This is a genomic window from Phnomibacter ginsenosidimutans (assembly GCF_009740285.1).
GTDB classification, from domain to species: domain Bacteria; phylum Bacteroidota; class Bacteroidia; order Chitinophagales; family Chitinophagaceae; genus Phnomibacter; species Phnomibacter ginsenosidimutans.
The window spans coordinates 2,151,456-2,166,903 of record NZ_CP046566.1 but is presented as its reverse complement, the minus strand read 5'-3'; the positions used below and the strand labels follow the sequence as shown (position 1 = coordinate 2,166,903).

Annotated in this window: 13 protein-coding genes; 4 read left to right on the top strand and 9 right to left on the bottom strand. The window is 48.6% G+C overall.

What is annotated here, in order from left to right; all coding sequences use genetic code 11:
• Positions 1-87: 87 nt before the first annotated feature.
• Positions 88-333: a hypothetical protein gene (locus GLV81_RS09445; protein WP_197429063.1), complete on the top strand. Its 246-nt coding sequence runs from the start codon at positions 88-90 to the stop codon at positions 331-333.
• A gap of 201 nt (positions 334-534) precedes the next feature.
• Here GLV81_RS09445 and GLV81_RS09440 read toward each other — a convergent pair whose 3' ends face one another.
• The 4 genes from GLV81_RS09440 to GLV81_RS09425 form a co-directional block, all read right to left on the bottom strand.
• Positions 535-768, bottom strand: a complete 234-nt coding sequence (locus GLV81_RS09440; protein WP_197429062.1) for a hypothetical protein — start codon at positions 766-768, stop codon at positions 535-537.
• Complete coding sequence (locus GLV81_RS09435; protein ID WP_157478646.1) at positions 752-1,000, bottom strand: hypothetical protein; 249 nt, start codon at positions 998-1,000, stop codon at positions 752-754. Before GLV81_RS09435 ends, GLV81_RS09440 begins: the two co-directional genes overlap by 17 nt.
• Before the next feature lie 61 nt (positions 1,001-1,061).
• A complete protein-coding gene (locus GLV81_RS09430; protein ID WP_157478645.1) occupies positions 1,062-1,817 on the bottom strand; it encodes a hypothetical protein in 756 nt (251 codons plus the stop codon).
• Positions 1,818-2,252: 435 nt separating this feature from the next.
• Positions 2,253-2,744, bottom strand: coding sequence for a hypothetical protein (locus GLV81_RS09425; RefSeq protein ID WP_197429061.1), 492 nt, complete (start codon positions 2,742-2,744; stop codon positions 2,253-2,255).
• A 270-nt stretch (positions 2,745-3,014) separates the two neighbouring features.
• On the opposite strand from GLV81_RS09425, the gene GLV81_RS09420 reads away from it, so the two are divergent.
• The 3 genes from GLV81_RS09420 (at position 3,015) to GLV81_RS20250 (ending at position 5,099) form a co-directional block, all read left to right on the top strand.
• A complete protein-coding gene (locus tag GLV81_RS09420; RefSeq protein WP_157480715.1) occupies positions 3,015-3,887 on the top strand; it encodes a c-type cytochrome in 873 nt (290 codons plus the stop codon).
• A 130-nt stretch (positions 3,888-4,017) separates the two neighbouring features.
• The gene (locus tag GLV81_RS20255) at positions 4,018-4,500 is read left to right on the top strand and encodes a 3-oxoacyl-ACP synthase III family protein (protein ID WP_246186358.1); all 483 of its coding nucleotides are present in this window, start codon (positions 4,018-4,020) and stop codon (positions 4,498-4,500) included.
• Positions 4,497-5,099 (top strand): 3-oxoacyl-ACP synthase III family protein, encoded by a 603-nt coding sequence (locus GLV81_RS20250; RefSeq protein WP_246186357.1) that lies wholly within the window; start codon positions 4,497-4,499, stop codon positions 5,097-5,099. The genes GLV81_RS20255 and GLV81_RS20250 overlap by 4 nt, the downstream gene beginning before the upstream one ends.
• Positions 5,100-5,212: 113 nt before the next feature.
• On the opposite strand, the gene GLV81_RS09410 is transcribed toward GLV81_RS20250, so the two are convergent.
• From GLV81_RS09410 to GLV81_RS09390, 5 genes are all read right to left on the bottom strand, one after another.
• Entirely contained in the window at positions 5,213-6,130 is a 918-nt protein-coding gene (locus tag GLV81_RS09410; protein ID WP_157478643.1) for a S66 peptidase family protein, read from the bottom strand.
• Positions 6,131-6,166: 36 nt separating this feature from the next.
• Complete coding sequence (locus GLV81_RS09405) at positions 6,167-7,240, bottom strand: S66 peptidase family protein (protein WP_157478642.1); 1,074 nt, start codon at positions 7,238-7,240, stop codon at positions 6,167-6,169.
• Between the two features lie 64 nt (positions 7,241-7,304).
• Positions 7,305-13,448 carry an alpha-2-macroglobulin family protein gene (locus tag GLV81_RS09400; RefSeq protein ID WP_197429059.1) on the bottom strand — a complete coding sequence of 2,048 codons (6,144 nt, stop codon included), beginning with the start codon at positions 13,446-13,448 and terminating at the stop codon, positions 7,305-7,307.
• Between the two features lie 137 nt (positions 13,449-13,585).
• Positions 13,586-14,458, bottom strand: coding sequence for a succinate--CoA ligase subunit alpha (sucD, locus tag GLV81_RS09395; RefSeq protein WP_157478640.1), 873 nt, complete (start codon positions 14,456-14,458; stop codon positions 13,586-13,588).
• Positions 14,459-14,652: 194 nt separating this feature from the next.
• On the bottom strand, positions 14,653-15,444 hold the full coding sequence (locus tag GLV81_RS09390; RefSeq protein ID WP_197429058.1) for a DUF4198 domain-containing protein: 792 nt from the start codon (positions 15,442-15,444) through the stop codon (positions 14,653-14,655).
• Between the last annotated feature and the right edge of the window lie 4 nt (positions 15,445-15,448).

Below are 15,448 nucleotides of genomic sequence, written 5' to 3'. Positions count from 1 at the left end.
CCCTATAACCTTTTATGGCTGGTTGGTGCTGCTGCCGGGGCTGCTGCGGCTGGTGTATGCCGGTGTGTGCAGTAGTTGTGGTGGTGTGTGCAGTATTGTTTCACCAAAACAAATGCTATGCAAAAGCAAGGACATCGTATGCCCTTACGGGTGGTGATTTATGCCAAGGACATTCAGTTGATAACGGGGAAGAAGGAGCGGAGTGCCCGGCGGCTGCTGGAGGCAGTGCGGCGGCATTATGGGAAGCGGCGGAATGCGTTGGTGACGGTGCGGGAGTTTTGTATGTATACGGGATTGGCGGAGGAGGATGTGAGGGGCGTGTTGGTGGGGTAAAGGGTTGTTGTTGGGAGGTTGGCAGGTTGGTAGGTTTTTAGTTTTTGGTTTTTAGTTTGGGGTTGGATGGGAGGTGGTTGGTGGTTGGTAGTTGATGGTTGGTAGTTGATGGTTGGTAGTTGTTTCGTGGGATAAGAAACAAGGTAGGGCAAATAAAAACCCGGCCGGAGCCGGGTTTTGGGGTTGATGCGGGCATGTGGTTTATGCAGGGGGTGTTTTGTTTTGCCGGATCCATTGTTCGATGCGCCGGGTGAGCCATTTCAACAAACAGGAGGCCAGGAAGCTGGTGCAGGCGCCTACTGCGGCCATGGCGGCAGTATAGGCGAGGTCTTTGGCGGGAATGTTGATGAGGATGGCGACGAGGGTACCGACGATGGTGCCCGACAGGTTTTGTGCATCGTGCACATGCGGTTTGGCATCATTCCACATCTTCAATGGTATTTGAAGGTTGTGGGTGGCTTTCTTCGCGGGTAGTGAGCTGGCTGACGGCTGAGGCAATGCTGCCGGCGACGGTGAAGTAGCCGGCGATGCTGGTGACTGCAGCGGGCAGTGCAATGGGAGCGGTGGCGATGGCACCGGCGATGCCTGCTACTACGAGCCCGATGTTGCGGAGCTTTTTGAAGAAAGGCGGGGTGGGTTTGCGCATTCTGCGCATGACTTGTTTCATGGTGTGTGGTTTTTGGTGTGTGTGAGAAAGGGTGTGATGAACAAGTGGGGTTGACGGCGGATTATTCGCCGCTGATGTCAATAACGCTGAGGCAGTTGAAGGCCCCGTTTTTGAGGCTGTAATGAGCGTCGTTGACCATTTGGTAGAACTCCAGCCCGAAGAGCAGCAGCAGTGGTTTGGTGCTGGCTGCGGTGATGGTACAGTTGAGGGTGATTTCGGCCGTATCGGTACCGCTCAGGGGCAGGTGGGTGGTACCTGTGTTGGCGGCGTCGTAGGTGTTGCCTTCGAAATCGATGGCGGCGCCACCGGCGATGAGCCGGAAGTGGGTGGCACCCGCCGGTGCCGCAATCATGTTGGCTGCGGAGAATGGCGGAATGGTGATTTCGAGTTGGCCACTGCTGCGGTTGATGTCGGCTGAGTAGGGAGCGAAAAGGGTGGTGGCGAGTTTGCCGTTTACGTTGAAGTCGAAGCCCTTGAGGAAGATGAGGTTGGGGCCGTTGACTTTGCGTAGCCCCCGTTCGCTGACGGTGTCGGCTTTGATGACCTGCATGAGCACCTGGGTGAGGCGGCTGACCATTTTGCTGTCGGACACGTTAAGGAGCATTTCGCGGAAGGCGGTGCGGATGAGTTTGCCGCTGGTGCCTGCCCGGCCGAATTCGGCGCCGTTTTCACGGGTGCGCTGAAAGGCGGGGTCTGTGCTGATGCGGGATTTGGAGACGCCGCCTTTTTCGCGGATGAGGTAGCCTTCTTTGCTACGGTAGAAGGTAATGTTGCCGAGGGTACCTTCGATGGGGATGATGCCTTTTTGTTTGGCCATGGTTGTGTGAGTTTGTGTTGCAGTGTATGTGCTGCAACGGGTGATAAAAAGTGTGTGTGGAGTGTGACTCCTATGGAGCTGATGATCATCCGGTGTTGTGTTGTCGGCAGCTGTTGTAGTGCTGTTGACAACACAAGGTTAGTGCAGGGAAAAATTATTTGCAAAGGTGCTGGCCGGAAGTGGCCGAAGTGGCAGGATTGGATAGTTGTTGGCAGGTAGGGGTTGGTAGTTTGTGGTTGGCTGGCTACAGAAGCTTTTGGTAAAAAGGGTTTTCAATTGCCGGCTTTGCTGTATCGGTTTCAGCTGCAGTTACGGTAATTAGCGAAAATTTTAGAGCCTAAGTGTCGGCATGGTAGTTTGATGTGTTTCAATAGGTTTGATTGATGAACGACAGATTTTCTTTTAAACTGTAGATTGAATTTTGGAAATTAAAATTTACAATTTCCATGCTTCGGGAACAGGATTCAATTTCATTCGCCGCTTTGCTAGCTGATCCAGTGTTTTAGAGGAAAGAATGTCAATGAAGAATTGCAATGGTCTTTTACCTTGAGCACCTTCTGCACGGTTTCTTCCTTCTATCGAATCTGCAATCATATAAGTGTTGTCCAAATTGGTCAAGCTATCTATGAATTCAAAGTCGCCATCATGCAAAATGGATTCTGTAAAACCACTATGATCAGCATTGATGATGGCATTAATCTCAAACGAATGATTATAGCTTTTTTTCAGAAGCTGTTTGATGTATACCAGTTTAAACTGGTTGACGTAAATGTCTTTGTATTGCTGTTTTCCAGACCTGACTTTTGAAATACTAGTACAGGAAAATACTGATAAAATAAGCAGGTAAGCAAGAGGTAGTGTTGTGTGTTTGATTTTCATTGACAAAGGATTGTAGTTGACCAATACCATTTTTGATTGAATGGTCAATTTAGGGACATTTTAAAATAACAATCAACTTAACGATTGTACTAATATCACGTTTCTTGAATGTAACCATGTGATAGCAGGTGACCATTATCACAGCCCGCTTCGGCTGTTTACGCCATTTTGCGTCGTACATTTCCATTACAGTATTCAAGCGTTGCCCGCATGTTGTTTTCAAAATTCAAGTCAGACTGGCCGGTGTTCGGTATTTTTTTGCTGTTGCTCATTGTAGTGGCTGTCAAGTCACTTCAACCCTATGAGGAAGCTACCCCGATGACAGTAGCTACAACAGACAGTGTATGGCAGGCACCCAGTTTGTATATTGATAGAACAACGACAGGACCCGAGCGGGAACTAATTGTATATGGAGCAGAGCTGATTAAAAATACCGCCCAATATTTAGGCCCTAAAGGCACGGTGGCACAAATCAGCAATGGCATGAATTGCCAGAACTGTCATCTTGATGGCGGCAGAAAGGCATGGGGTAATAATTATTCCGCCGTGTACAGCATGTATCCCAAATTCAGGGAGCGAAGCGGCATGTACGAAAGCATTTACAAAAGAGTGAGTGATTGTTTTGAACGCAGTTTAAACGGCACCGCACCTGATAGCAACAGCCGTGAGTATGCAGCCATTTTTGCTTACATCAAATGGTTGGGAAAAGATGTAGCGAAAGGAGAGCAGCCCAAGGGAAGCGGTATTGAAAAGTTGCCGTATCTCAACCGTGCTGCCGATCCGGTGAAAGGAGAAACGGTTTACATCAATCAATGCAAAAGCTGCCATGGCGCCAATGGCGAAGGCATGATGGATGGCGATAAGTTAGTGTATCCACCACTCTGGGGACCGCATAGTTACAACGATGGGGCCGGCTTGTTTCGCTTGTCCAATTTTGCAGGCTATGTAAAAGCCAATATGCCTTTTAATATGGCCAGTCATAGCAAACCTACGCTAAGCAATGAAGAAGCCTGGGATGTAGCTGCCTTTGTGAACAGCCAGCCAAGACCGCACAAAGACCAAACCCACGATTGGCCGCATATCGATAAAAAGCCAATTGATTTTGCCTTTGGTCCGTATGCCGATGGCTTTGATGAAAAGGCACATAAATACGGACCATACGCACCCATTGCTGCAGCCAGAAAACGGTAGGATGACGATGCTGCTGCTGTGATTTTTGACGCAATGTTGATGGCTGATAAAATGCAATCCAAACAGAATATGTCTGAGTAATCATTTTCATTTAGCTTTAGCGCAACAGCAATAATGCTGCATACGCTATATGAACACATTCCGCTCGGTTATTACAGGTACAGGAGCATTTATTCCTCCTGTTGTTAAAAAGAATATTGATTTCACAGTCCACAATTTTTACGACGAGCATCACCAGCGCATTACCACTTCGCCCACAGAAATTGTGCAGAAGTTTCAGGAGATAACGGGCATTGCAGAACGCCGGTATGTAAATGAAGACATGAACTGCGCCGACATGGCGGTGCTGGCGGCCAGGCAGGCCATTGAAAACAGTGGCATCAATCCGGAAACGTTAGATCAGATTATTGTTGCCCACAATTTTGGCAACGTACTCAAGCATACTATTCAAACAGATGTGTTGCCTGCTATTGCCAGCAGGGTAAAGCACAGCCTCGGCATTCAGAATTCTGCCTGTGTGGCATACGACTTATTGTTTGGTTGCCCCGGCTGGATTCAGGGAGTTATTCAGGCCGATGCTTTTTTCAAAGCAGGCATGGCTAAAAAGCATTGATTATTGGTACCGAAACCCTTAGCAGGGTGGTGGATGTGTACGACCGCGACAGCATGATATTCAGCGATGGTGCGGGTGCTTGTGTGCTGGAATACCAAGAAGTAGATGAAGCCACCGGCCCTGGTATACTGAGTGCCAGCGTGGCCTCCCATTGCACCGACGAAGCCTATTATTTATACCTCGGCAAATCTAATTTTCCCGGCAGCGATCCTCGTGTTCGCTACATCAAAATGAAGGGCCGAAAAGTGTATGAGTATGCCATGCAGCATGTGCCGCAGGCCATGAAGGATTGTTTGGATAAAAGTGGTGTGGGCATTGATGCGTTGAAGAAAGTCTTCATTCATCAGGCCAATGAAAAAATGGATGAAGGCATCATCAAACGCATGTTCCGCTTGTACGACAAGAAAGAAGTACCTGCGAGCATCATGCCTATGAACATTCACTTACTCGGCAACAGCTCTGTGGCCACAGTGCCTACTTTGTATCACTCCGTAGTGAGTGGGGCACAAGAAGGCCACAGCCTGCACAGCGGCGATGTGGTGATGTTTGCCAGCGTAGGCGCCGGCATGAATATTAATGCTGTAAGCTATCGGTTTTGATGGTAGTTGATAGTTGGTGGTTGGTGGTTGGTAGATGCTTATACATATTTGACAACTATCCTAATCCATCAATTAACCAATCCACTAATTAACCAATCTACCAATCAACCTCTTCACAACTCCTTCAACATTACTTTTTGTTTACCTACTTGTAATGAAAATGTTGCACCTACTTTCAGGGCAACATTTTCTTTTTCGTGGCTTACGGGGAAGCCAAAGCAAACAGGGAAGTTATAAGCAGCAATGCGATGCGCAATGATTTCATCAATGGTATTGCCAAAGGGCGTAGTGGTGTCTTTGTTGTCGGTAAAGCCACCAATGATTAAACCTGCCAAACCTTTGAGTTTACCGGCTCTGTCTAATTGCAGCAGCATGCGGTCTACATTGTAGAGGTATTCGCCCACATCTTCCAGAAACAGGATTTTTCCTTTGGTATCCACATCGCTTGGCGTACCAATTTGATGGGCAATTAAACTCAAATTGCCACCCACCAATTGTCCTGTGGCTTTGCCTGGTTTATTGCAAGCATGTACGGCACAGGTATAGTTGGCTTTCTTTCCCGTAAGGGCTTTGCGCAGGCTTTGTACATATTCATCATGGGCGCCGCCGTCGTTAAAAGCATTGGCCATGGGTGCATGCAAACTGGCGGTGCGGAGTTTGGTAAACAGGAAACTGTGTAATACCGTGATATCGCTAAAACCAATGATCCACTTGGGGTGCTGGCGAAATTTTTTCCAGTTGAGCTGATCGATGATGCGACTGGTGCCGTAGCCACCGCGGCCACACAAAATGGCATCTACTGTTGGATCGTCCATCATTGCCTGCAGGTCTTGCAAACGTTCTTCATCGGTGCCCGAAAAATAGAAATGCTGATGGCCCACTGTCTTACCCAGCTTTACCTGAAAGCCCCATGATTGCAGGGTTTGCTGGCAGGTCAGTGTTTTTGCAGCAGGCATGTAGCCGGCAGGACAAACAATGCCAACAGTGGCGCCTTTACGTAAATACGGGGGAGTGATGATTGCTTTTGCCATCGATACAACATTGATGGCGAAAGATAAGGAGAATGACTATGGTAAAATCTCCGGTGGCGTCAGCAAACTGTCAATATCTGGTAATGGAACGAGGGGTAATGTGGTAGACATTTCGGTGAGGGAGCCGCCGGTTTCTGTAACCCGAAACGTGTAGTAAATGCCCAGCTTCAACGCCATGTTGTTGCGAATATGGCCGGCAGGAAAATTGAAACAAACGGGAAAGTTTTTGTCGGCTACCTTTTCAAAAATGATTTCTTCTACACTCATGGCAAAAGGTGTTTCTGCATCGGCTTTGGTAGCGGTGATGCCACCCATAATGAGGCCTGCCAACTTATCCAGTTTGCCACTTCGTTTCAGCGACATCAGCATCCGGTCAAGCGTGTATTTGTATTCACTCACTTCTTCCAGAAATAAGATTTTTCCGTCGGTATCTAATTCACTTTTACTGCCCAGCATGGCGGCTACCAAACTCAGGTTGCCACCTACCAACATGGCAGTTGCCTGCCCCATGCGGTTGAGGCCAAAGGCAGGGCTGCGGTATTCAAAACGTTTGCCTGAAATCACTTGCTTTAAAGAAAACGTGCTGATGTCTTCAATGGCTTTGAAACCATTGACCATATCACCGTGAATGGTGGGCAAACCAAACTGTGCATTTACATGGCAATGAATGGCGGTAATGTCGCTGTAGCCCACCAACCATTTCGGGTTTTTACGTAGCGATGTCCAATCTACCCTGTCCATCATACGCATGGCACCATAGCCGCCACGGGCAAATAAAATGGCTTTAATGGAAGGATCGTCTAGCATGAGTTGCACATCGGCTGCCCGTTCGGCATCGCTGCCGCCAAAGCGTTCCCACACTTGCCCTACGGTATTGCCTACACACACTTCATAGCCCCATGTTTTCAGCGCATTGCTGCAGTTGAGCATTTCCTTCATTTCCAGTGGGCTGGCCGGGCAGGTAATGCCGATGATATCGCCAGGTTGTAAAAACGGCGGCTGCACCAAACTACGCACCACTGGTGGGTCGGGCATGGCCATGGCGCTGGTGCCGGCAGTAACTGCGGCGGCCGTACCCAATAAGTTTTTGAGAAAATGCTTTCTGTTCATGGAGGTTTCATAGCGAATGTACACCTGCAATGAAATTGCTGCATCCCCAATTGTGGGTATTTTCTTACTCTGCCTTTACCGTCAATATTTGTCCGCTTGTGTGGCTGCTAAACTCCGGCGCATACATGCACTGAATGGTGCTGATTCCGTTGTTGAACGTGCCTTCATGGGTTACCCACACGCTGTAATCCAACGTATAGGTGCCTTTGGGTAAATAGTGAATGAAGAAATTCATGCTGGCATCTTTGGGAGCCTGATAGTAACCCAAAGCACCCTGCCATTGGTATTGGCTCAGTTGCGATACCGGTTCGAGGCAGGCAGCCCGCATGTCTTTCAGGTGCACATATTCCAGGCTTCTGTCGGAAGTGATTGTAAGCCGAACGACTAGTTTGTCACCGGGTTTCAACGGCGTGTCTTGCAACACTTCTACCAGTTCAACGCCTTTGTTGCTCAGCACTTTTTTGTACAATTTTTTCTGGAGTTGCAAGCCCGTAGCTGCTTCCGTTATCTGGTCGAGGTTGTCGAAGTATTGCCAGTAGGCGGCACCCCAAGCCGTCAAACCTTTGGCAGCGGTTTTGTCTTGCTGCTTCAGCTGAATGCGGATATTGCCCATCTCAGCTTTCACTTTTTCACCCACTGCCTGCACCTGCACATAACCCGTGCCTGCTTCTTGTTGAATGGTCGGCGTCCAGTTGCCGGCTTCTATTTGCACCGTACTTTGAGCAGCAGCCCAATTATTGCCTTTGAGCAGCAAGGCATAGCAGGCATCTGCGGTGGCTTTTGTGGTTTTCCAGTTGTTGGTTTGCTTTAGGCGCAGCAGCCATGTTTTCAAATCAGCAATGCGTGTGGCGTTATTCTCAATTTCCGCGTAGGCTGCTATCAACAGGGCATGGCTTTCAATAGGCGCTTGCCACCAATAGTACGCCGGGTTGTTGAACTCCTTCCAGTACATGCCCATCTCCGGATGGTTGATGCTGTTTTCCGTCAGCGATTTCAAAATGGCTGCAGCCGCTGCCGTTTGCTTGTTGCGTTGCAGCACCATGGCCAGCATGGCTTGTGTTTGCTTGCTGCGTTTGGTACTGCTGTTTTTGAGTTTGCCAAAGTAAAAATCGTAGGCTGTTTTGTAGGCTGGTTTCAGCACAGCATTGGGGAAGAAACTGCGGGCATAAAAGTATTGCACCTGCAAGTCGTTGGCGGTGGTAGTATTCGCCAGCAATTTTGTCCGCAGCAAATATTGGTAGTCATCCTGCATCCGTGCATCGAGGTAGGCAATGGCTTTGGTGGCCATGGTTTGCAAACGGCTTTGCAAGCCAGTGGGTGCTGCATTCAGTTTGAGTAAATGCCCAATGCTGCTGACAATGTATTGGGTGATGTAACGGTCGTCGGCGCCGCCTTTGAACCAAACAAATCCACCGTTGCTGCTTTGCAGTTCTTCCAGTTGTTGCAGCGCTTTGTTCCATTCGTTGGCCATGCGTACTACATCAAACAGCACCGCCAGTTGTTTCTTTTGTTCTGCTTCTGTTTTAGCGGCCAGTACCCATGGCGTTTCTTCCAGCAGCACTGTTTTCAACGCTTCATTTTTTTGCAGGTTCGAGAGCAAAGCCGCTGTGTCTTGTTGCTGCCATTGCTGCAACAGTTTGGCCATATTGGGTATTTGCTTACTGATGTGTGCCGCCAATGCATTGGCATAAAAACGGTTCCAGGTTTGCTCTGCACACTCGTACGGATACTCGGTGAGGTAGGGCAAAGACTGCACCGCCAACCACACAGGATTGCTGGTAAACTCAATGCTGAATGATTGATGCTGCAACGTGCTGCTGCTATCGCTTTGCAATAACTTTTGCCATTGCCAGCTGCGTTGGTTGGTATTGCGAATGGTGAGTGGCAGCGTTTCTGTTACCAATACGCGGTTGCTGAGTACGGGCAAGGTCATTTCTTCGCCATCGCTGTAATGATCGGCCGTGGCCGTAATGCGATAGGTGAGGGCATCGGTGTATTGCACCGGTATTTGCAATGGAAATTTCACCGCCACCGATTGGCCGGCGGCTACAGTGAAATATTGCTGCGGAAAAACATTCTGCAACCAACCATCTACCGGTTGATTGGTGCTGGCATTGAAGAGTTCGAGCCGTGCTACACCGGTGAGTTCTTTGTTGGAGAGGTTCACCACTTTGCTCACCAGTTCCAGCTGATCGCCCTGACGGAAAAAGCGGGGCGCATTGGGCTGCAGCATCAACTCTTTTTGTGTAATGACCATGGCTTGCTGCAAGCCCGTTTGCAATTGTTGGTTGTGTACCAGCAGCTGCAGTTTCCATTGGGTGAGTGCTTCGGGCATGGTAAAACTCAGGTTCACATTGCCCGCCGTATCTGTACGCAACTGCGGTAGCCAGAATGCGGTTTCGTTGAAGTTTTTACGGATTTGAAGCGGCTTGCCATTTTGACCCGCAGCTTGTTCTTTTTGCTGAACTTCTTCGTCTTTGACGATGTTGGATGGTGTGAATTTTGCTGCTTCCATTGGAGGTGGCGCAGCTGATCTGACAACAGCTAAATCATTGACTCCTTCCTGTTTGCTGTAGCCAATTATTACTCCTGAGTCTGAGCCATTCGGCAACATTGCCTTTTCGCTAAATACCTGCCAATAATCAGCAATCGACATCATTTGGGTGTAGAAATAGGCGCCACTAGTATCCACCACTTCATTGTATTTTTCACTACCCGTCTGGCTTTTGAACTGTGCATCAGTTCGCCAGCCATTGGCTGTGAAATAATGATTGGGCCACAGATACATATCGCTCCATGCAAATGGCTGTATGTCGTCTAAAGATGCATCGTACATACTGGCCAGCAATTCAGCCGCTGCCTTTTCTTTACCCTTGCCTTTTATGTTGAGTGTCCAAGTTTCCTGCTGGCCAGGCAAGAGCTTGTTGCGGAAGCTGGCTAAGGAAATTTGTAGTTCCTTATTGCTCCAAGGTACGTTTACCTGCCAGCTGTTGCTGTACACCCGGTTGTGTTGCACAAATACCTGACTGATATGATAGCCACCGCGGTCGGCTTCTGTTGCTGTTACCGTTTGTTGCAGTAGCGGTTGCTGCATGTTGTGGTAAGTCAGGCTGTCTGTTTGTTGTTGGTTTCGAAACTTACTGATCAGCTCAATTACATAAGCAGGGTTGGCAGTGCTGCCCTGTAAGATGTTTGCTTTTTCACCCGGCTCAAGGGTTGGGTTGGTTTGCGGCAACAATTGATACATGGGCATGGGCAGCCGTTGCTGTTGCACATCGTACATGCCAAAAATGTGTTGTCCGCTGACAGGTTGTCCATCTTTGTCCCTAGCACTAAACTGCAGGGCATACATACCAGCAGGCAAACTGCCGGAGGATATTTGAATGCGGTTGTTGCTGCCGGTATTTACTGTATCACCTAAAAGCTGTTTGCCCAAAAGCCAGCTTCGCATATCATCTTCATTCAAATAGGGGTCGTGGGGAAAGCGTTGCACAAAGCTGGTCCTGTCCATGGTGGCCGTGTCTGGCGCTGACCAGTATCGGTTGCGCAACAAACGGTTGGGTGTTTGCAGCGCCACAATTTTCCATTGCACGTTGGTGGGTACCGGTTCATTGTTGAGGTTGCTGCTGCTGAGCACAAACTTCACCGTGCTATCAACCCGCATAAAATCTTTACCTACATTATCAAGGCTGAGTTGCAGCGAGGTGTAACCCACACTCACAGAAGTGTTGGCTTCATGTGTTTCACCGTTGATATCTGTTACACTAGCTTCAATGCTGTAAGTGAAAATGGGCTGTGCTGCTGCATCAATTTTTTCATCGGGCAGGGCAGGAAAGGAGATGCTGAAACTGCCATCGGCCTGCGTGGTTACAGTACCGTTGGCTATCTCGGCTGTTTCGCCACGATAGCGGGAAAGCGGCGGGTAGGCAGTCCAGCTATTTTTGAATGGCGCATCCCAAATGGGAAAGCGATGTGATCTTCGCACCGTGTATTTCACAGTGGCGCCAGTAACAGCATTGCCGGCATAAGCAGTGGCATTCCCTTTCACCGTTACACTGTCTTTTAGCCGGTAACTACCTTGTATAGGGGCAAAGCTGGCGCTGAATTTTGGCCGCTTGTATTCTTCCACTTTAAAGTAGGCGGGGCGTCGTTCATTACCCTCTTGTACTTCTATGCGAAAGCTGCCAGTTAGGCCGTTGGCTGGTAATGTAAAACTGCCTTGAATGCTACCAAACTCATTGTGCATGAGTTGCACAGATTTGATGAGCTGTTGATTGGCATCAAACAATTGTACCTCAACATTTTTGTTGGGCAAATACAATGCTGCATTTCCGGTTTGTTTGTTGTTGGTTACGCCAATGGCTTTAAAGTAAACCGTTTGACCGGGCCGGTACAAACCTCGGTCGGTGAAAATATAGTAGCGGGCATGTTCTTCTTTATTTGTTGTAAACTGATTTTCATCGTACACGTACCCGCTATTGTATACTTGGTGCTGCACAAATAAATGGTCGTTGCCATGCGTAATTTCAATGAGCAGGTTTCGGTTGTTGGTTGATTTTTCTTTTGGAATCATCACTAATCCGTTCTTATCCGTCCGAAGCATTTGCCAAAATGTTCGTTGTTCTTTTCGTGAGCTATAGTCATAGTTCTTTTTCCAAAATTTTACTTGTGCATTTGCGAGTGGTTTGCCGGTTACCCGGTCGAGTACAAACAAATGCTGGCTGCTGTTGTACACATAGCTGATGTTGCTCACGTACAAGTGCACTGTAGTGAGTGCATTTTGCGCCGTGCTAAACGATTCATCGGCACTGGCCAGCAGCCAGTATTCGCCCACGGGCAATTCATCAATGGCAATTTCGGCACTGTGCTCCCGCAGGTCGGTATAAGCAGGTAAGTCTTGTGTCCATTGACGGATGGCTGTTTGTTTCACTATTATACTCCACCAATCTTCACTGGGGTAAAAATACTCGTCCACTTCTTCGCCATTCTTTGCTTTGATGATGCGTAAATACGCTTTCGTGGTATTGGTAAAAGTGAGCTTCGCCCTGAAGGGTTCTTTCAGCACATTTACCTGTTCTACCTCTACTTTCAACTGTGGTTTGGTAAGGGTTTTATAGAGGTAAGCGGCTCTTTCTCCGGCAATGGCTTTCGGAAATTTTCCGCTGATGTCCTTCGCCATGTTAGCGGCAATGGCCAGTGCCATTTTGCCTTCTGTATTCTTGCTTTGTTGTGGTTCCCATGCTTCACCCAAATCCCGCCAGTACTCAATTAATTCAAGTGCAGCCATGGCAGCCATTTCATTGTCGGGATATTGCGCCACTATGTTTTCCAGCCATTCTTTCCCCAATCTTTTTTTGTAAGGATTACTGCTTTCCCGCTGCACAAATGCATAGCGGGATAGGTCGGCATCAATCAATGCAGAAGGGTCGGCATCGTTGAGGTGAAAGCTCAGCAACTGTTGGTACAACTGAATAGCCCGCCACACCCGGCTGCTGCTATCGTTGCTGCTGTAGTGCTGGCGGATAAAAAGTTTTGGCATGCTCAGCGAGGCCGCATCGTTGAGTGTAAATGCATCAATGGGTTCGCTGATGTCCATTTCATCGCTTTGCAAATAATCGAGAAACTTGTGGGCCAATACATCGTACAGCGTAGGGCGGAGTTTCTTTTCTCCTTTGATGAGGATGGGCTGATAGTTGTCGATATTGGTTTGCTGCAACAACGCCGGATTTTTCAGACTGGCGCTGTATAGTTGTGTAATGCGGTGGTGAAAATCTTCCGCACTCCAGGTATCAGGATTGCTGCTGATGCTGTTCGTTTTTTTGCGGTCATAAATCTTCCAGCGTTGCCTTTCGAAATAGCGGAGATACACATCTGCCAGCAGGCTGTGTAGTATTTGCTGGCTGGGTTGTTTGGCTGTTTTCAATTCTTTCTCCAGCTGCGCCATCACTGGCTTGTAGTTTTCTTCTTCTACTACTAAAGCGAGGTGTCCTTTGCAAATAATAGCTTTTAACCGCTGCGCTTCCTGCTGGTCTTTTACTGATTGCGCATATAGTTTGTTTACCTCTGCCAAGGCCGATTTGGGCAGCTCCTTGTACATGAGGGAATCAATTTTTTGCCAGGCTTTGTCGTAGTTGAATGGCTTTTGCGCCAGCAAACTGAGTGTGCAGCAAAGGCTGAGGAGGAGCAGCGTCCATCTGTTCGGCATCATGTATCGGTGTTTATGTAAAGGTCTCTTTTCGCTATCGGTAAACGGGATGTAAGGAACGGCATTTTTGCATAACCATGCACATAAAAAAAGCCGACACAAGGTCGGCTTAACAAAATATTTAGCGTTGTTCAACGGGCTTATTTTTTCAACGCAGCAGCCATGGTTTTGCCAATGTCGGCGGGGCTGGCTACTACGTGGATACCGCATTCTGCCATGATTTTCATTTTGGCAGCAGCAGTATCGTCGGCACCACCTACAATAGCACCGGCGTGGCCCATACGGCGGCCGGGAGGTGCAGTTTGGCCGGCAATAAAACCTACCACAGGTTTGGTACCAAATTCTTTAATCCAACGGGCGGCTTCAGCTTCCATGCCACCACCAATTTCACCAATCATTACAATGCCTTCGGTAGCAGGGTCGTTCATCAGCAGTTCAACGGCTTCTTTGGTGGTTGTGCCAATAATGGGGTCGCCGCCAATACCAATGGCCGTGGTAATACCCAGACCCGCTTTAGCTACCTGATCCGCTGCTTCGTAAGTGAGGGTACCGCTTTTGCTCACAATACCAATGTTGCCAGTTTTGAAAATGAAGCCCGGCATGATGCCTACTTTACACTCGCCAGCGGTAATTACACCGGGGCAGTTAGGACCTACCAAACGGGTGTTTTTGCCCTGCAGGTAGTTCTTCACTTTTACCATGTCTTGCACAGGAATGCCTTCGGTAATACATACCACCAAAGCAATACCGGCGTCGGCAGCTTCCATTACTGCGTCGGCAGCAAATGCGGGTGGTACAAAAATGATGCTCACATTGGCACCGGTAGATTTCACGGCATCGGCCACGGTGTTGAACACAGGACGGTCGAGGTGGGTGCTGCCACCTTTGCCTGGCGTAACACCACCAACCACGTTGGTGCCGTACTCAATCATCTGCGTAGCATGAAACGTTCCTTCTGTACCGGTGAAACCCTGTACAATTATTTTGGAGTCTTTGTTTACTAAAACACTCATGGCAAAAGTTTATACTGTGGACGTAAAAAAGTGACGCAAAAGTAGGGGTTGACCGCCACACTTGGCGAGGCATTATCCCCAAAAAAGGGGTTATACCAATCAGTGAATTACTGGAAGGAATAACTAACTGGTATAATGCCGACCCCCATAGGATTTGATTGTATCGATTGGACATTCCGGCTGTGGCGTCGGTATTAATAATAGCCCCAGGTGAATGAACCCCAATAGCTTTGCCAGTCGGCTTTGTCATCGGCGTTGTTGGGTACCATTTTTACGAGGCTCACCATCCATTTTCCATCGGGCGTTACCGGCAGTGTAAAGCTGCCGTCGGTCATGGCAATACTGCCAGCCGTGAGCTTACCGCTGCTGCTGATGTGCCAGGTGCGAATGAGGGCCTGCTTGAGCAGCCGCTGTTGAAAATATACCTGAAAGCTGATGCTGCCTGCTTTGGTGAGGCTGTACGGATGTTGCAGCGGTACAATGTCCAACGGCAATTCGGTAGGATAGTTGCAGGGCGTTAGCTGTGTGCCATTTTGCAACAAGGTTTTTACACTGCGTTGGTAGTATTCGCGGCTGCGGGCTGTGTCTTGTCCGTTTGCTTTGCGCCAGGCCGCAATGTCGGTCAAGCCATCATCCTGCAAATAGGCATTGAACTCACTGGCGGGCAGTTCTATGTAGCTGTTGCTGCCGTTGTACACCAGTAGTTGTGTGCCGGTAAATGGCAGGCTGAATTGCAATGAATCGCCCGGGTTGGGCAGCATTTGCTGTGCATTGCTGGTGCTGCGGTCGGTATGGTTGAGCACTTCCAGCAGCCGTACTTTTTCAAAGTTGCCGCTCCAGTTGTTGCCGCTGAAATGTTCGCCCACCCGAAAGCGAACGCAGGCATTTTTGGAAAAGAATGAAACGGGATCGAGCCAAAACTCATGGGCAAAGCCGACTGAACTGAACAACACAAATGCAAATACCGATAGCAGGATTTTTTTCATACTT

Coding starts and splice junctions, on each gene's coding strand:
- GLV81_RS20255 (WP_246186358.1), top strand. CDS start 4,018: ATGAACACATTCCGCTCGGTTATTACAGGTACAGGAGCATTTATTCCT.
- GLV81_RS09420 (WP_157480715.1), top strand. CDS start 3,015: ATGACAGTAGCTACAACAGACAGTGTATGGCAGGCACCCAGTTTGTAT.
- GLV81_RS09390 (WP_197429058.1), bottom strand. CDS start 15,444: ATGAAAAAAATCCTGCTATCGGTATTTGCATTTGTGTTGTTCAGTTCA.
- GLV81_RS09405 (WP_157478642.1), bottom strand. CDS start 7,240: ATGAACAGAAAGCATTTTCTCAAAAACTTATTGGGTACGGCCGCCGCA.
- GLV81_RS09400 (WP_197429059.1), bottom strand. CDS start 13,448: ATGATGCCGAACAGATGGACGCTGCTCCTCCTCAGCCTTTGCTGCACA.
- GLV81_RS09430 (WP_157478645.1), bottom strand. CDS start 1,817: ATGGCCAAACAAAAAGGCATCATCCCCATCGAAGGTACCCTCGGCAAC.
- GLV81_RS09410 (WP_157478643.1), bottom strand. CDS start 6,130: ATGGCAAAAGCAATCATCACTCCCCCGTATTTACGTAAAGGCGCCACT.
- GLV81_RS09435 (WP_157478646.1), bottom strand. CDS start 1,000: ATGAAACAAGTCATGCGCAGAATGCGCAAACCCACCCCGCCTTTCTTC.
- sucD (WP_157478640.1), bottom strand. CDS start 14,458: ATGAGTGTTTTAGTAAACAAAGACTCCAAAATAATTGTACAGGGTTTC.